Source organism: uncultured Desulfovibrio sp. (assembly GCF_910584445.1).
GTDB lineage: Bacteria > Desulfobacterota > Desulfovibrionia > Desulfovibrionales > Desulfovibrionaceae > Desulfovibrio.
Window position 1 is genome coordinate 1 of record NZ_CAJUBO010000012.1, and the last position, 15,743, is coordinate 15,743.

The 15,743-nt window shown below is 69.9% G+C and carries 14 protein-coding genes; 5 read left to right on the forward strand and 9 right to left on the reverse strand.

Features of this window, described 5'->3' with window-relative positions; genetic code table 11:
* Positions 1 to 229 precede the first annotated feature (229 nt).
* From thiD to truA, 4 genes are all read left to right on the forward strand, one after another.
* The gene (thiD, locus tag QZ294_RS06935; protein ID WP_297048319.1) at positions 230 to 1,036 is read left to right on the forward strand and encodes a bifunctional hydroxymethylpyrimidine kinase/phosphomethylpyrimidine kinase; all 807 of its coding nucleotides are present in this window, start codon (positions 230 to 232) and stop codon (positions 1,034 to 1,036) included.
* A gap of 212 nt (positions 1,037 to 1,248) precedes the next feature.
* Positions 1,249 to 1,683 (forward strand): flagellar export protein FliJ, encoded by a 435-nt coding sequence (gene fliJ / locus QZ294_RS06940; protein WP_297048321.1) that lies wholly within the window; start codon positions 1,249 to 1,251, stop codon positions 1,681 to 1,683.
* A complete protein-coding gene (locus QZ294_RS06945) occupies positions 1,640 to 2,995 on the forward strand; it encodes a hypothetical protein (RefSeq protein WP_297048323.1) in 1,356 nt (451 codons plus the stop codon). Before fliJ ends, QZ294_RS06945 begins: the two co-directional genes overlap by 44 nt.
* A complete protein-coding gene (gene truA, locus QZ294_RS06950; RefSeq protein ID WP_297048325.1) occupies positions 2,995 to 3,783 on the forward strand; it encodes a tRNA pseudouridine(38-40) synthase TruA in 789 nt (262 codons plus the stop codon). The genes QZ294_RS06945 and truA overlap by 1 nt, the downstream gene beginning before the upstream one ends.
* On the opposite strand, the gene QZ294_RS06955 is transcribed toward truA, so the two are convergent.
* The 9 genes from QZ294_RS06955 to QZ294_RS06995 all read right to left on the reverse strand — a co-directional run bounded on the left by QZ294_RS06955 (position 3,768) and on the right by QZ294_RS06995 (position 13,908).
* On the reverse strand, positions 3,768 to 4,568 hold the full coding sequence (locus QZ294_RS06955) for a MinD/ParA family protein (RefSeq protein WP_297048327.1): 801 nt from the start codon (positions 4,566 to 4,568) through the stop codon (positions 3,768 to 3,770). The genes truA and QZ294_RS06955 overlap by 16 nt on opposite strands.
* Complete coding sequence (locus tag QZ294_RS06960) at positions 4,565 to 5,470, reverse strand: GGDEF domain-containing protein (protein ID WP_297048329.1); 906 nt, start codon at positions 5,468 to 5,470, stop codon at positions 4,565 to 4,567. Before QZ294_RS06960 ends, QZ294_RS06955 begins: the two co-directional genes overlap by 4 nt.
* A protein-coding gene (prfB, locus tag QZ294_RS06965; protein WP_297048331.1) for a peptide chain release factor 2 occupies positions 5,451 to 6,585 on the reverse strand; the annotation gives its coding sequence in 2 pieces (ribosomal slippage) (positions 5,451 to 6,509 and positions 6,511 to 6,585; 1,134 coding nt in all). Before prfB ends, QZ294_RS06960 begins: the two co-directional genes overlap by 20 nt.
* A 77-nt stretch (positions 6,586 to 6,662) precedes the next feature.
* Complete coding sequence (gene lnt, locus QZ294_RS06970; protein ID WP_297048333.1) at positions 6,663 to 8,318, reverse strand: apolipoprotein N-acyltransferase; 1,656 nt, start codon at positions 8,316 to 8,318, stop codon at positions 6,663 to 6,665.
* A 43-nt stretch (positions 8,319 to 8,361) separates the two neighbouring features.
* Positions 8,362 to 9,210: a hemolysin family protein gene (locus tag QZ294_RS06975; RefSeq protein ID WP_297048336.1), complete on the reverse strand. Its 849-nt coding sequence runs from the start codon at positions 9,208 to 9,210 to the stop codon at positions 8,362 to 8,364.
* Positions 9,211 to 9,287: 77 nt separating this feature from the next.
* Complete coding sequence (locus QZ294_RS06980; protein ID WP_297048338.1) at positions 9,288 to 10,217, reverse strand: PilZ domain-containing protein; 930 nt, start codon at positions 10,215 to 10,217, stop codon at positions 9,288 to 9,290.
* A gap of 68 nt (positions 10,218 to 10,285) precedes the next feature.
* Positions 10,286 to 12,247, reverse strand: coding sequence for a tRNA uridine-5-carboxymethylaminomethyl(34) synthesis enzyme MnmG (gene mnmG, locus QZ294_RS06985; protein WP_297048340.1), 1,962 nt, complete (start codon positions 12,245 to 12,247; stop codon positions 10,286 to 10,288).
* Positions 12,240 to 13,499 (reverse strand): M20 family metallo-hydrolase, encoded by a 1,260-nt coding sequence (locus QZ294_RS06990; RefSeq protein ID WP_297048342.1) that lies wholly within the window; start codon positions 13,497 to 13,499, stop codon positions 12,240 to 12,242. The genes mnmG and QZ294_RS06990 overlap by 8 nt, the downstream gene beginning before the upstream one ends.
* Before the next feature lie 145 nt (positions 13,500 to 13,644).
* Positions 13,645 to 13,908: a PxxKW family cysteine-rich protein gene (locus tag QZ294_RS06995; RefSeq protein WP_297048344.1), complete on the reverse strand. Its 264-nt coding sequence runs from the start codon at positions 13,906 to 13,908 to the stop codon at positions 13,645 to 13,647.
* 217 nt (positions 13,909 to 14,125) lie between these two features.
* Here QZ294_RS06995 and QZ294_RS07000 point away from each other — a divergent pair, with 217 nt between their 5' ends.
* Positions 14,126 to 15,604: a sigma-54 dependent transcriptional regulator gene (locus QZ294_RS07000; RefSeq protein ID WP_297048346.1), complete on the forward strand. Its 1,479-nt coding sequence runs from the start codon at positions 14,126 to 14,128 to the stop codon at positions 15,602 to 15,604.
* Positions 15,605 to 15,743: the final 139 nt, after the last annotated feature.

A 15,743-nucleotide genomic window follows, 5' to 3' on the forward strand; every position in this document is an offset into this window, starting at 1 on the left:
GGATGATTGTGGCATTGCACAAGCTGCCACATCCCAAGCCAGCGGTCACATTAATAGGTCCAGACCCTAGAGTATATTGCGATTGAAAATAGCCATTTTCAATCGCGACGCCGCCTGCCATTTCGCGTCCAGAACGCGGTCTGGACGCTTATTCGGCGCGGGTGACAGCTAACGCAGTCACCAGAGCGGCTTGGATGATTTCATTACCAAACCGCTCTACGGAGTCGCCATGCCCCTTTCGCCTCCCAATATCCTCACCGTCGCCGGGTCCGATTCCGGCGGGGGCGCCGGCATCCAGGCCGACCTCAAGACCATCATGGCCCTCGGCTGCTACGGCATGAGCGTCATCACCGCGCTCACGGCCCAGAACGGCCTGGGCGTGACCGGCATCCACGCGCCGGAACCGGAATTCGTGGCCCTGGAGCTGAACACCGTGCTCGAGGGCTTTCCCGTGGCCGCGGCCAAGACGGGGATGCTCTTTTCCGCGGGCATCATCCGGGCCGTGGCGCCCATCCTGCGCGGGCGACGCTTTCCGCTGGTGGTGGACCCGGTCTCGGTGAGCCAGAGCGGCAGCCGCCTGCTGGAGGAAGACGCCGTCACCGCCCTGCGGGAAGAGATGCTGCCGGGCTGCGACCTGCTCACGCCCAACCGGCCCGAGGCGGAGATGCTCACGGGTCTTGGCATCGCATCGCTGGAAGACGCCGCCGCCGCCGGGGAAAAGCTCCTCGGCATGGGGCCGAAGGCGGTGCTCATCAAGGGCGGCCACATGGAAAGCGCGGTGGTGGTCACGGATGTGCTCTGCCGCCCCGGCATGGAGCCGAAGTTCCTGCCCCAGGCCCGGGTGGAGACGACCAACAACCACGGCACCGGCTGCACGCTGTCGGCGGCCATCGCCGCGGAACTGGGCAAGGGCCTGCCGCTGGAGGCCGCCGTTGCCGGGGCGCAGCGTTTCCTCAACCGCGCCCTGCGGGCGGCGTATGCGCCCGGCAAGGGCTGCGGACCCGTCGATCACGCGGCCGGGCTTTTGCCTGCGTGACGGAGGCTTGACACCCGCGCCGGCGCCGTGGGGAACGCGTCCCGTGGATGCCCGCGAAACCTTCGGACGCGGCATATGCGGTGAAGTGGCGCGGTCCTTGCAATATTCTGGCGCGAGTCGATCTGTGGTTCCGGGGCTGCGGAACTGCCCGTGGGTCGCCCATGCACGGGGCGCGGCCCGCGTGGCGCATGGTCGGCAAGGGTGGGGCAGACATGCCGTTTCGCTTCAAGATGCAGAAAGTGCTGGACTACCGCGCCCAGCTCGAGGAAGAGTCCAAGGTTCGCCTTGCCGATGCCGAGCGCAGGCTGCGGGAGAGCCGGGAACGCCTTGATGCCGTGCTCGACGAGCTGGCCCGCGCCGAGGAAAAATCGCGTATGGGCCTGCTCCAGAACGGTGAGCGCTGGCTGCACGAGCAGTATCTCAAGGGACTGCGCAGCGATCGCGCCATGGCGGAACTCCAGTGCCGCATGCAGGAGCAACTGGCCGAAGAGGCGCGCGCCCTGCTCGCGGCCCGCGCCATGGAACGCAAATTGCTTGAAAAGCTGAAAGAGCGGCAAAAATCCCAGTACCTGCACGCGGAACGGCTTCAGGAGCAGCATTTCAATGACGAAATCTCGACACTCCGCTACAAGGCTTCGGCTTTCTAGGCTGGTCCGTTGTCTGGTCGCCCTGTGCTGCCTCAAGGTGGCCGCCCTGGGGCTGGCGTTTTTTGACGTGCCGCTGCCGCGCTGGCTCGGCTGGGGAAGCGCCGGGCAGTCGTCCGTCGTTCCGGATGCCGGGGAAAGCAGCCGACGGCTGGAGGCGGCGTTGCTGGCGCAGAACGGCGGCGTGGGCGCGGCCGTGGCTCCTGAGGGGAGCGCCGCGCCGGAGGATCCGTCCACGGGCGCGCCGTCCGTTTCCGCCGCGAGCGCCACGGATGCCCAGCCGCAGGGCGCGGAAGCCGCCGAGCTTGCCGCCGCGGCCAGGCCCAGGCCCCGCGCGGGCGCAAGCCCGTCCGGCCTGCCCGCGCCGGTGATCGCCGATGGCATGGTGTCCGCGGGTTTTGCCGCGCCAGGCGCCGCGGGGGCGCTGAACGGCCCTGCGCTGCCCACACCGCCCCCCCTGGGTTCGCCGCTGGTGGCGGCGGGCATTCCCGCGCCGCAGACGTCAGCGTCGCGCGCGGATGATGGCGAGGGCGTGAGCCTCTGGGATCTGCTCGACCTCACCTCCCTGCCCATTCCCGGCCTCGGGAGCGCCCAGGCGGCTCATGCCGCGGCGCTGGACATGCCGGTGCCGACCACGCCGCCGTCCTCCCGGGGAACATCGCCGTTCGCGCCGGCCGAGCAGCTGGCTCCGCTGGACGGACGACCCGCCGCCATGGGCGGTCCCACGGCGCTGCCCGGGGCCGCGCCCATCCCCGCGGGCATCCCCCGCGGCCAGTCGGCGGACGGCTCGCCCCTGCCGCCCCGCGCCGCTGAAGTTCCCGGTCAGGCGGCTCAGGGCACGCCGAACCTCGCGCCCTCCGCCGCGCGGGACGCATCGCCCCTGCCGGCCCTGCCCCGGACGGACCCCTCGGCCACCTGGCCCGCGCCCGCGCCCACGGTGACGCCCCAGGCGCCGGCGGCCGATCCCAATGGCAAGGCGCAGGAGCTGGCCCGTCAGCAGCAGGACATCCTCATGCTGCGCCAGCAGATGGACCAGCGCCTCAAGGACCTCCAGAACGCCGAAGACAAGATGAAGGACATGATCCGCGAGGCGCGCGAACTGGAAGACAAGAAGATCCGCAACCTCATCATGATGTACGCCAACATGAAGCCGCGCATGGCGGCCCAGGCCATGGAAAACATGGACGAGCGCGTGGCCGTGCGGATCCTTTCGGGCATGGCGCCCAAGCAGTCCGGCGAGATCCTTACCTATACCAATCCCGCCAAGACGGCCAAGTTCACGGAAATGATCACCCGTATGCGGATGCCGGAATAATGCGCCTCAAACTTCTGGTGGCCTATGACGGGACGGGGTTCAGCGGCTGGCAGATCCAGGAAAAGCCCCAGCCGCCCCCAACCGTCCAGGGTACGCTGGAAGCGGCGCTGGCCCGGCTGACGGGCGGGTCCGTGCGCGTTTTCGGTTCGGGGCGCACGGATGCGGGCGTCCATGCCCACGGGCAGGTGGCGCATTGCGATGTCCCCGACCGTCCGGGCTTTGACTGGCGCCACGCCCTCAATGCCGTGCTGCCGCCCGCGGTGCGTATCCTTTCGGCCGATGCGGCGGCGCCCGGCTTTGATGCGCGCCGTGATGCGGTCTCCAAGACCTATATCTACCAGTTCTGGCGCGAAACCCGTTTCGTGCCGCCCCTGCTCGCGCCTTTTGTCTGGGCGTGCGGGCCGCTGGATGCGGCGGCCATGCGGGCGGCGCTGCCCCATTTTCTGGGCGAGCGGGATTTCGCCTCGCTACGGAATGCCGGCTCGGAAACGCGCGGCAGCGTGCGCTGCATTTTTGCCGCCAGTCTGGAGACGCTGCCGCCGCAGGAGTTTTACCCGCCGCATGCGCCCCTGCTGCGGCTCAGGGTCACGGCAAACGGATTTCTCAAGCAGATGGTGCGGAACATGGCCGGGCTGCTGGCCGCCTGCGGCCGGGGGAAGCTGGCGCCCGGGGACGTCCCGGCGCTTCTGGCCGCGGCTGACCGCGCGGCCGTGGCCGCGCCCACGGCGCCGCCGCGCGGTCTGGCTCTGGCCTGTGTGGAATACGGGCCGGCCTACTCCTGCCCCTGAAGCACGCCGCGCTTGCCGAGCCAGTCGAGCATGGAGAGGCGCACCCGCTGGAGCCGGCCGGCAAGCGCCTGGATGTCCTGCGCCGCCGGGGAACCGGGCGCATAGGCCAGCAGGGGCTGCTGGCGGCACACGGCCTCGGGCAGCTTTTTGTCCATGCGCACATGGCCGAGCAGGACCGGCTCGAACTGGAGAAAGTGGGCGCACGCGCCCTTCAGCTTGTCGAAGGCGGACTGCGCCTCCCGGGCGGATGTCGCCTGGTTGACCACCACCATGTAGTCGCGCAGGCCGAAGCGGGCATTGAGCACCTTGATGAGGGCATAGCTGTCCGTGAGCGACGTGGGTTCCGGCGTGATGACCACCACGCGCACGGCGGCCAGGGCGGCAAAGGCCTGCACCGTCTCGGAAATGCCCGCGCCCAGATCCATGAAGACATAGTCGTAGTTGCCGAGCAGCGGCTCCAGGCGTTCGAGCAGGGCGGCGCGCAGGTCCGGGCTGAGGTCGTTGAGTTCGGGCACGCCCGAGGCCGCGGGCAGCACGTCGAAGCCCGCCGGCGCCACCGGGTGGAGCACTTCGGCCAGGCCGCGCCCGCCGAGCAGGGCATCCTGAAGATTGCCTTCCGGCGTGATGCCGAGCAGGACGTCAAGATTGGCAAGCCCCATGTCGCAATCCATGAGCAGCGCCTTGAAGCCCTGCCCATGGAGCGCCCAGGCCAGGTTGAGGGTGAGGTTGGTCTTGCCGACGCCGCCCTTGCCGCTGAGCACGGCAACGCTCAAGGTCGTGTTCATTTGGAGTCTCCGCCGAAAAAGAGAAAGCGTTTTTCCCCGGAATGGACCAGGGTCTCCCCCTGGCGCGCTGTTCCGAAAGTTTCCTGATGGATGTAGCCCTCGTCCTGGGCCAGCGCCGCTTCCAGCGCGGCCTCGGCGCGCCGGAGAAGTTCCTGCGCGTGGGGCGTCCGTTCCCGGCTGACATGGACCACGCCCAGGGCGCAGGCGGCGCCGTTGCCGGCGGTGATGCCCCCGGTGGGGAAAAAGGGGCGGGCGGCCTCGGCAAAGGCCGCCTGGGCCGCCTCGATGAAGCGGCGCGTCCTGAGCTGGCCCATGCCGGGCAAGAGGATGACATAGCGCCCCGGCGCCCCGGCGCCGAGGCTGTCGCAGGCTTCGAGCAGGCCCTGGAGCGTCTCGCCCAGGAGGCGTTCCAGCCGGGCGACGGTGCCGTCCCCGAGGGCGGTAGCCAGCCGCCGCCGTTCGGCCACGGCCGTAGCCACAAGGCTCAGGCCGCCGCCGGCGCGCGCAAGGCGCAGCAGCTCGCGCTCCAGCTGGGCGGCGAACATGGAGCTGCCCAGCGCGCCCAGAAGAACATCGCCGGGCACGGGCGGCTCGGCGCAGGCCGGGTCCGCGCGCAGGTCGGCCAGGCGGACGCCGGTGACGACCTCGTCGGGCACGGGCAGGGCGTACCATTGGCTCAGGGGATAGGCGCGGCAGAACTCCTGCCAGCCTTCATGGGAAAAGCCGCGCACCACGCGCGCCACCAGCAGGGCCTTGTGGGCCGCGTCGGGGGCGCTCGCCGTGTCCCGGGACGGCGCGAGGGCCTGCGGCGCGGCCGGGGGCGCGCCCTTGCCGGAGAGACTGCGCGGCAGGTCGCCGAGTTCGCGGGCGAGCGCCTGCGGATCAGTGGTGTTCTTGTTCATGGCGGTACAGAAGGTAGTCGTGCTGGAATTGGTCGATGCGCCCGTCGAGTACCGCGTCCACATCTCCGGCTTCGGTGCCGGTGCGATGGTCCTTGACGAGGCGGTACGGCTGGAGCGTGTAGGTGCGGATCTGGCTGCCGAAGGCGATGGCGTCCTTGCCCGCGTACTGGGCCTGACGCTCGGCATCGCGTTTTTGCAGTTCCATGTTGTAGAGCCGGGCCTTGAGCACGCGCAGGGCGGATTCCTTGTTGTGGTGCTGCGACTTTTCGTTCTGGCACTGGGCGGAAATGCCGGTGGGCAGATGGGTGACGCGCACGGCCGAGCTTGTGGTGTTGACGCTCTGGCCGCCCGGACCGCTGGAACGGAAAATGTCGAAGCGCAGGTCGGATTCCTTGATGTCGAGCTGGATGTCGTCGCCCGCGTCGGGCATGACATCCACCGAGGCGAAGGAGGTGTGGCGGCGCCCGGAAGCGTCAAAGGGCGAGATGCGGATCAGGCGGTGGATGCCGCGCTCGCTCTTGAGAAAGCCATAGGCATGCGGCCCGGAGAGCCGCAGCGTCACGCTCTTGATGCCCGCCTCGTCACCGGGGAGGTAGTCGAGTTCCTCCACGGCGAAGCCGCGCCGGGCGGCCCAGCGGGTGTACTGGCGCAGGAGCATTTCCGCCCAGTCCTGGGATTCGGTGCCGCCCGCGCCGGGATGGATCTCCAGGATGGCGTCCTGGCCGTCCTCCTCGGCGGAGAGCAGCATGACCAGTTCCGTCTCGTCCAGGCGCGCGGCAAGGTCGCCCTGCGCCGCGGACAGGGATTCGAGCGCCTCCTGGGCCTCGGCTTCTCCGGCGTCGCCGCTTTCCGTGGCGAGCAGGAGCCATTCCTCCATGTCGTCGTGGGCCTTTTTCAGGGCGGAAAGCCGGGCGATCTCGTCTTCGAGGCGGCGTTTTTCCTGCAGCAGCGGCGTCAGCGCCTCGGGCTTGTCCCATGCGCCGGGCCGCGCAAGTTCGGACTCGATGTCCGCAAGGCGCTTCTGGTCGGCAGCGGCGTCAAAGCCGCCCCCAGAGGCTGGTGAATCGCTGGGTCAGCGGCCCGCAGGCCGCACGCAGATCGCTAAGCTGGAGCATGGCTTCTCCTCATGGCTGAGTGCAAAAATTCGCGCGGTGTCCGCGTTGGCGGGCGGACGCCAGGCGCCGGGCTTTTCTCAGGCGCGTGTGGCGTCGTTCCGTCGCCGGCCTGTGCGGAGCAGTGTCAGCGCTCCCAGGCCCGGAACGGCCGCAAGCGGCAGCCAGGGCGCAAGCGCGTTGTAGCGGCTCGGCGTTTCGTTGAGCCGGGCGCGGGCCGCCAGCGTGCCCGCGCGGAACTGGGGACCCCTGACGGTCACGCGGCCACGCGTGTCCACCACCGCCGAAATGCCGGTGTTGGTTCCGCGCAGGAGCCAGCGGTTCTGCTCAAGGGCGCGCAGGACGGTGAGATACAGATGCTGGCGTGAGGCGGGCGTGCCCCGGAACCAGCCGTCATTGCTGATGTCCACAAGGATGTTGGCGCCGGCCGCCACCCGCTCCCGGGCGAGCCACGGGAATATTCCCTCATAGCAGATGAGCATGCCAAGGGCAAGGTCGCCGTAGCGCAGGGGGCTGGCGGACGTGCCCTCGGCATAGACGCCCACGCCCTGGAGCAGGGCCTCGAGAAACGGCCAGTCGAGCCAGGAGGGCAGGTATTCCCCGAAGGGCACGAGGTGCTCCTTGTCATACCAGCCGATGAGGCGGCCGTCCGGCGCGAGCAGGAAGGCGCGGTTGAAGATGTCCGGTCCCGGGGGGGGCGTCCCCGGCGCGGAGGACGCGGCTGCCGGGCGGCGCTCCACGCCGGGCGCGCCGAAGAGCAGGGGCGCCTGCTCCTGCTGGACCAGCCCGCGCACCCGGGCCGCCAGCAGGTGCGTCTGGAAAAAGAAGGGGAGGGCGGTCTCGGGCCAGATGACGAGCGGCCGTTGCGCCGCGGCATCAGGCGCGGCCGGGGCGCCCGGGGCAGGGGGACCGGCCAGGGCCGCCAGCCCGCGCTCGGTGAGGGCGCAGTACAGATCCACGGTCTCGCGCTGCATGGCCGGCAGCCACTTTTGGCCCTGGTCCACATTGCCTTCCACAAAGAGGACGGCCATGCTGCCAGGCCCTTGGGGCGCCGTTTCCAGGGGCGTCGCGTCAAGGCGCCACAGGCCGTAGCCGAGCGTCAGCGCGGCCAGCGCGGCGCCGGCCGCCAGCCTGCCGGGGAAGAAGCGGGCCGCGCGCGGCGGGCCGGTGTCCATGCCCGCCGGATATGGCAGGCAGAAGAGCGCGAGCAGGGCGGCCCAGAGCCAGAGCGCGCCCGTGCCGTAGGCGCCGAGCGTGTCCGCCGTCTGCACGAGGAGGGGCCAGGGCGCCAGGGCGCCGGCCAGCGGCAGCCAGGGAAAGCCCAGCAGGCGGGCGCAGGCGTATTCGAGCAGATACCAGAGCAGCGCAAGGGCCGCGGCCAGACGCCACGGCGGCCGTCCGCGCCAGAGCCGGGCGGCGGCGCAGAAGACGCCGCCCGCGCCGGTGATGCAGGCCGCGATGAAGACCGCGCAGGGCAGGGCCAGCGCCCAGGGGAGGCCGCCCACGTCATGGACGGGGAGGCTGAGCCAGTACAGCGCGGCCGTGCCGCCGGCGAGGCTGACGAGCCAGCCCCGGCGAAAGGCCGCCCCGGCGTCGGGCGCCCCCAGGCCGAGCGCCGCCAGCGAGAGCGGCCAGAGCAGGACGAGCGGCGGCGCGTCGAGGAGGTCGTTGGGAAAGCCGAGCCAGAGGCCGAGGACCCCGGCGGCCGCCCAGGACAGGGACAGGGAGCGGGTCACGGCCGCGCGCGGCCCGCCGCGCCCCCGCGGGTCCGCCAGCCTGTCACAGCGCTTCCTCCGGGATGGCGGCGGCATCTTCGGCGGGTTCCATACGCAGGAGGCGGATGAGCTTCATGTCCGCGTCAATGATGGTGAACGTCCAGCCGTGCAGGGTGAAGGATTCGCCCGCGCCGGGCACATGGCCCGCCTCCATGCTCAGGTAGCCGCCGATGGTGTCCACCTCGTCCGAGGAGATGTTGACGCCAAGCTCCTCCAGGTCTTCCAGCAGGGCGCGGCCCGTGAGTTCGTAAACGCGGTCGCCCACGGCGCGGATGTCCTGCTGGCGCGGGGCGTCGTGCTCGTCCTCGATGTCGCCCACGATCTCCTCCAGCACGTCCTCGATGGTGATGAGTCCCGAGGTGCCGCCGTATTCGTCAAGGGCGATGGCGATGTGGAGCTTGCGCGCCCGGAATTCCTGAAGCAGGGTGCGGATGGATTTGGTCTCGGGCACGAAGAAAGGCTCGCGCATGACCTCGCTGACGGGCGGCGCGGCGTCCGTGTCCACCAGGCAGCGGAGCACGTCCTTGGCGTGGAGGATGCCCACCATGTTGTCGCGGGTGTCGCGGAAGACCGGGATGCGCGAATGGCCGGAATCCACGATGACGCGGGCCACCTCCGGCAGGGGCATGTCTTCCGGCACGCAGTCGATGTCCGTGCGGGGGATCATGGTGTCCTGGACCTGAAGATCGTTGAAGCGCAGGATGCCGAGGAGCATGGACTCCTCTTCGGGTTCCACCTCGCCTTCGGCGCGCGCTTCAAGGATGGCCTTTTCCAGCGATTCCTCGCTGTCGTGCCCGAACAGGCGCCCCAGGCGCGACCAGATGGTACTATGACCTTCGGAGCCTCCGTCCAAAACTGCCTCCAGGGTAACGATGAAAAAACGCGCGGCGTGCCGGGCGCCCCAGGCGCTGGTCCGGGCCGCGCACGGCCTTATGCCCTGCGGGCGCGCTTTTTGTCCATGCGCTCCACCCACTGGAGGATCGGCCTGACCCCGCGGGTGCGCGAGCTGTGCGACCAGTGGATCTCGCTGCCGCCCTGCTCGAGGACGGCCCAGTTGGTGAATTCCACGCCCAGGATGCGGGCCGGCGGCGGGCCGCTGCTGTACCGGACATTGACCACATCGCCCGTGCACCAGAAGGCCGTGGTCTTGTCCTGCGAGCAATCCAGCACATAGACGACCAGGCAGAGCAGGTGCGAACCCTTGTCGATTTCGCGCAGCGGTCCCGCCTCGCGGCCGGGAAAGCGCAGGGCCAGACCGGAGGCGGAGATGTCCTCCACCTGGACGGGCTTTTCCGCCATGCCCGGCATGGCATGGGTGAGCGGCGGCCCGATCTCTTCCGTGGAGCGCGGCAGCGGCAGCCCCTCGGGAAGCGCCCAGACGCCGATGACGCGCACCGCGTCCTCCTGGGGCCGGACGCGGATGAAATGGCGCTTCTTTTCCACGCGCAGGGTCTCGGGCAGGGCGACGGCGACGCGCGCCTTGCCGAAATCGGGGCTGATGTCGAGAAAGACCGAGCGGAAGACGTAAAAGACCGGCCCGTCCTCCCCGTCCACGCGGAAAAAGGCGTCCACGGGCAGGCCCTTCCAGGCTTCGTCCACATAGTCCGCCACTTCCAGGTGCAGGGTCCGGTCGTCCACGTCGAGGAGGATGGCGGAAAGGCCGTTTGTGCCCGGGGAATCGGAAATGAGGCGGAGGTCGAAGGTGGCGAACTGCTCGCGCGCGGTCTCCAGCGTGTCGAGCAGCTGGGCGCGCCGGTCGTCGGCCCGGCGCCGCTCGCGCCGCAGACGCACGAGCAGCCAGGCGCCGCACAGGGCCAGAAAGAAGAAGACGGAAAGAAGCAGTTCGCCGGTATTCGTCATGGACGTATGATCCGCGTACGCTCCGCCCTGCGCGCATGCGGCGGCGGGCACGGTGAGACGTGTCCTGCCTATGCCGTATGCGGGGGCACGGACCGCGCCTCGCATTCCTTTTCCCGGTCGGGGCGCCGCAGGAGGCCGAGCTTGCGGAGATGGATCTCCAGACAGGCCACGGCCGCGGGCGTCACCCCCGAGATGCGGCCCGCCTGCCCCAGGCTGCCGGGCCGGACGCGGGCAAGTTTTTCTTCCACCTCACGGGAAAGTCCGCTTACTTTGGCATAATCCAAATCCAAGGGCAAGCGGGTGCCTTCCAGCCCGCGGGAGCGCTCGGCCAGGGCTTCCTGCCGCGCCAGATAGCCCGCGTATTTGAGGTCCGCCTCCACGCCGAAGCGGGCATTGGCGTCCATGGCTTCCAGCGCGAGCGAAAGCTCCCGGGCCAGCTCGCCGCAGGCTCCGCCCCGCGCCGCCAGCAGGTCAGGAAGGCGCCCGAGGTCCAGCTCCGGACGGCGCAGCAGCTCGGCAAGGCTCCGGCCCGCTTCCAGGCCCGGCCCGCCGCCGGCCGGCGCGGCGGCTTCCCCCGCGGGCACGCGCGCCTCCCTGAGCCGGGCGGTCAGGCGTTGGCGGCTTTCCCGCGCCTCGGTGAAGGCGCGCCACTGCGCGTCGCCCACCAGGCCGAGTTCGCGCCCCAGCGGCGTGAGCCGCAGGTCCGCATTGTCCTCGCGCAGGAGCAGCCGGTGCTCGGCGCGGGAGGTGAACATGCGGTACGGCTCCTCGGTGCCCAGGGTCACGAGGTCGTCCACCAGCACGGCCATATACGCGGCGTCGCGCCCCGGCGCGAACGGCGGCCTCCCGCGTTCGGCGCAGGCCAGGTTGAGCGCGGCCCACAGGCCCTGGGCAGCGGCCTCCTCATAGCCCGAGGTGCCGTTGATCTGCCCGGCGAGCCAGAGGCCGGGCACGGCCTTGCTCTCCAGCGTGGGCCAGAGCTGGACGGGGTCGGCATAGTCGTACTCGATGGCATAGCCCGGCCGTACCATGACCGCGTTCTCCAGCCCGGCGATGCTGCGGATCATGGACTCCTGCACGTCCAGGGGCAGGCTCGTGGAAATGCCGTTGGCATAGACCTCCGGGCTTTCCAGCCCCTCAGGCTCAAGGAAGACATGGTGCCGCTCCCGGTCGGGAAAGCGGGCCACCTTGTCCTCGATGGAGGGACAGTAGCGCGCGCCCGTGCCCTGGATGACGCCGGTGAACAGCGGCGAACGGTCGAAGCCCTGGCGGATGATGTCGTGGGTGCGCGCATTGGTCCAGGTGATGTGGCAACTGGTCTGGGGCAGCGGCGGTCTTGGCCCGTGAAAGCTGAAGCCCTGCGGCGGCATGTCGCCGGGCTGTTCCTCCAGGCGCGAAAAATCGATGGACCGGCGCAGGAGGCGCGGCGTGGTGCCGGTCTTGAGGCGGCCGAGCGTGATGCCGAGGCCGCGCAGGCTGGCGGAAAGGCCAAGGGCCGGCGCGTCGCCCATGCGGCCCGCCGGGCGGTGCGTCAGCCCCACATGGATGCGCCCGTCCAGAAAGGTGCCCGTGGCGAGCAGGATGTGGCGGCAGCGGAATTCCCGCCCCAGGGCCGTGCGCGCGCCCGAGACGCGGCCGTGGTCCGTGAGGATGTCCGTGACTTCATCCTGCCAGAGCGTCAGGCCCGGCTGGCCGTAGAGGCTGCGTTTGACCGCGTCCTGATACGCCTGGCGGTCCATCTGGGCGCGCGTGGCGCGCACCGCCGGACCCTTGCTCATGTTCAGCGTGCGGAACTGGATGCCCGCGGCATCGGCCCAAAGCCCCATCATGCCGCCCAGGGCGTCGATTTCGCGCACCATATGCCCCTTGGCGAGGCCGCCGATGGCCGGATTGCAGGAAAGATGCCCCAGGCGGTCGAGGTTGCCGCTCACCAGCAGGACGGAAAAGCCCAGCCGGGCCAGCGCCATGGCGGCCTCGGACCCGGCGTGGCCGCCGCCGGTCACCACGCAGTCGAAGGCGGCATCAGGCATGGGACGCCCCGGGATCTGTCATGAGCAGACGGCCGAAGACGGCCGCATCCCCGCAGATATGGGTGAGGGAGGCCCGCTCGTCCGGCTGGTGGCAGGTATTGAAGATGCGCGACCAGACCACGGCCGGAAGGCCGCGGGCGCGCAGCAGCGCGGCCACGGTGGCGCCCCCGATGCCCACGGGGCGGGGACGGACCCCGTACACCTGTTCCACGGCGGCCGCCAGCGCGGGGAACAGGGGCGCGTCCGCGGGCAGGTCCGTCGGCGTGACCGAGGCGGCCCGGCTGTGCTCCACATCCACATCGATGCGCACGCCGCGCCGTTCCGCCACTTCCGCCACGGCCGCGCGGGCGCGCTCCAGGACGGACTCGGGGGAAACGTCGGGGAGCAGGCGGCAGTCCATGAAAAAAACGTCCCGCCCGGGCAGGATGTTGATGGCGTCCACAGCAGGCTCGTGGCGGGTCGGCTCGAAGGTGGAGACCGGCGGCACGAACAGGGGGTCGCGCCGGGAAAAGGCGCCGCGCAGGCCCTCATGGCAGGCCACGACGGCCTCGGCCCCGGCAAGGAAGGCGTTGCGCCCGCGCTCCGGCGCGGAGGCATGACACTGGCGCCCGGTGGTGGTGATCCTGAGCCAGAGCTGGGCCTTTTCGGCCACCTCCGCAACGTCGCCCTCCGGGGAGCCTGCGTCGGGGACCAGGTACCAGTCGCCGGCGCCGAAGCATTCCGGCGCCGTTTCCAGCACATGGCCGAGACCGTGGCGGCTGCCGCATTCCTCGTCGGCCATGAAGACGAGTCCGAGGCTCAGGCGAGGCTTCACGCCGGTGGCGGCCAGCGCCTCGGCGAGGAGAAGCATGCCCGTGACCGCCTGCTGGTTGTCCTCCACGCCGCGCCCGTAGATAAGGTCGCCCTCGCGGCGCACGCGCCAGGGGTCTGACGTCCAGGCGGCGGGGTCGCCCGCCGGAACGACATCCATATGGCCGAAGATCCAGAGCGTGCGGGAAAGCTCGCCGGGAACGCGCGCCACAAGATTGGGCCGGCTGCCGGAGGGCACGCGGTCGTCCGGCGAATCCACGCGGCGCACGTCCGTGATGCCGCAGGCGGCGAGCAGGCCCTCGATGAAGGCGGCCTTTTCCGTCTCGCCGCGGCCGCCGTTTTCCGGACCCAGGGAGGGCAGGGCCGTCAGCTCGGCCTGAAGGGTCGCCGCCCGTTCGCTCTGGGCGCGAAGATGGCGGATGAGCGTGTCACACTGGCGCATGGGTCCTCCCGGAGGTTGCGGCGGCCATTCCGGCGCATCGGGCGCGGCACGCGCCGCCGGAAAACGGAAAAAAGGCTGCTGACGTTGTCAGCAGCCCCGAAACGCCGGTGCGTCGTTGCCGGACAAAAGCGCCGGGCAGGATAGCCTAGCGGCCCTTGGCGGCGCGCTTGGACGCCTTGAGCGGGTTCACCTTGGCGGCGGCGGAGGTCTGCACCTTCACATGGGTGGCAAAGTTGCAGCGGCCGCCCGCCCATTTGCTGGCCGGATCGGGATAGCTGGAGCAGAACTGTTCGCTTTCAAATTCGCGCACGCGGTCACAGCCGTTGCACTGCTCCACGCAGGGGGAGAGGACAAAGCCGTTGAGGACGACGCCTTCGGCGGTCCTGACGGCATTCTGCAAGGGACTCATAGCCAACCTCCATGCGCCGGAGCGCGGGTTTTTCGCCAGTTGCGCGCCGGGACCGCGCCATGCGGCGGGGAAAGGGCCGCGCGCAAGGACCCGGAATGCGGAAGGGGTAATATAGCCTCCTGCGGTCTCCTGTCAAGGAAAAAGCGTCGGGCGGGGAGCGGGCGCCGGGCCTTCCCCCGTGTTGCATTGCGCGGCATGAAACGATACAAAGAGGCCCATGTCCAACCGACGCCTGCTCTTTCTCGCGCCCGCACAGGCCGTGACCGCTGTTTTTCCGCAACTGCGGGACGCGGGGTTTGAAGTCGGCATTGCCGAAACGCTCAAGGGCGCTTCGGTCTTCATTCGCAAGTCCGGTCCGGGGGTCATCTTCGCCCGTCCCGCCCTGCCGGGCTTCCGGGTGGAGGATCTGCTCGCCGTGGGCGCGGAGGACCCCAATTTCCCGGCGGTCATCGTCATCACGGACAGGGGCAGCCCGGCCGAGGCCGAGCGCCTCATGGGCCTTGGCGCGCGCGATTACTGGCTGGAGCCGCTGGATGTGGAGCGCGTCATGGCCGTGGCGCGCGAGCCGCGCAGGCCCGCGCCTGTGCCGGACGCCACCACCCTTGGCGGGCACCGGCCCGCGCCGGGCGAGGGCGCTCCGAAGATCGTGGGCACGCATCCGGCCATCGAGCGGGTGCTCAGGCTGGCGCGGCAGGTGGCGCCATCGCGGGCCACGGTGCTCATCACCGGCGAGTCGGGCACAGGCAAGGAAATGTTCGCCCGCTATCTCCACGCCATGAGCAAGCGCGCGCGCGGGCCTTTTGTGGCCGTGAATTGCGCGGCCCTGCCGGAGCATCTGCTGGAGAGCGAGCTGTTCGGGCACGAAAAGGGGGCCTTCACCGGGGCCATCGCGCGCAAGCTCGGCCGTTTTGAACTGGCCGGCGGCGGCACCATCCTGCTGGATGAGATTTCGGAAATGGACCTTGCCCTTCAGGCCAAGCTTCTCCGTGTGCTCCAGGAGGGCGAAATCGACCGCGTGGGCGGCTCGGAGACCGTGCGCGTGGACGTGCGCGTGCTCGCCACCACCAACCGCGACCTGGACGACTGGGTCAGGCAGGGCAAGTTCCGCCAGGACCTCTATTTCCGCCTCAACGTCATCCCCCTGCGCCTGCCCGCGCTGCGCGAGCGCGGCGATGACGTGCTGGACCTCGCGCGCTTTTTTGTGGATATGTATGTCCGCGAGTACGGGCTTGCGGCCTCGCCGCTTTCGGACGCCGCCGTGGAGTGGCTGCGCGGCTACGCGTTCCCCGGCAATGTGCGCGAACTGCAGAACCTCATGGAGCGCGCCGTCCTGCTCGCCAACGGGCGTCCCATCCAGCCCGCGCATTTTCTGCTGGAAAATGACGACTGGCCGCTCTTTGCGGAAGAGGACGGCGAGGCCGCGCCCGCGGACGATGCGGTCCCGGCGGCCGCGCCGGGAGCGCCGGGGACTCCGGGCACGGCGGACGCCGCCCCCCGGGCGCCACAGTCCGGCGGCCCCGCGCACCTTGCCGGGCCTGTCATCCCGCTCCACGAGATGGAACGGATCATGATCGCCAAGGGACTGGAAGCCACGTCGGGCAACCGCACCCAGGCGGCGGAGCTGCTGGGCATTTCCGTGCGTACCCTGCGGAACAAGCTCAATGAATACCGCGCCCAGGGGCACGCCATCGACTAGCGCGGACCTTATTGAAAAAACTCTGTTATTGTTTTTTCAGCGAGGAAAAGAGGTTTTTCCGCTAGACCGCCCTCGGCTCCGCTTCGGGCGGGGGCTGTCGCCGCAAGGATCCTAAAAAATAAGAATTTTTTGCGCCGAC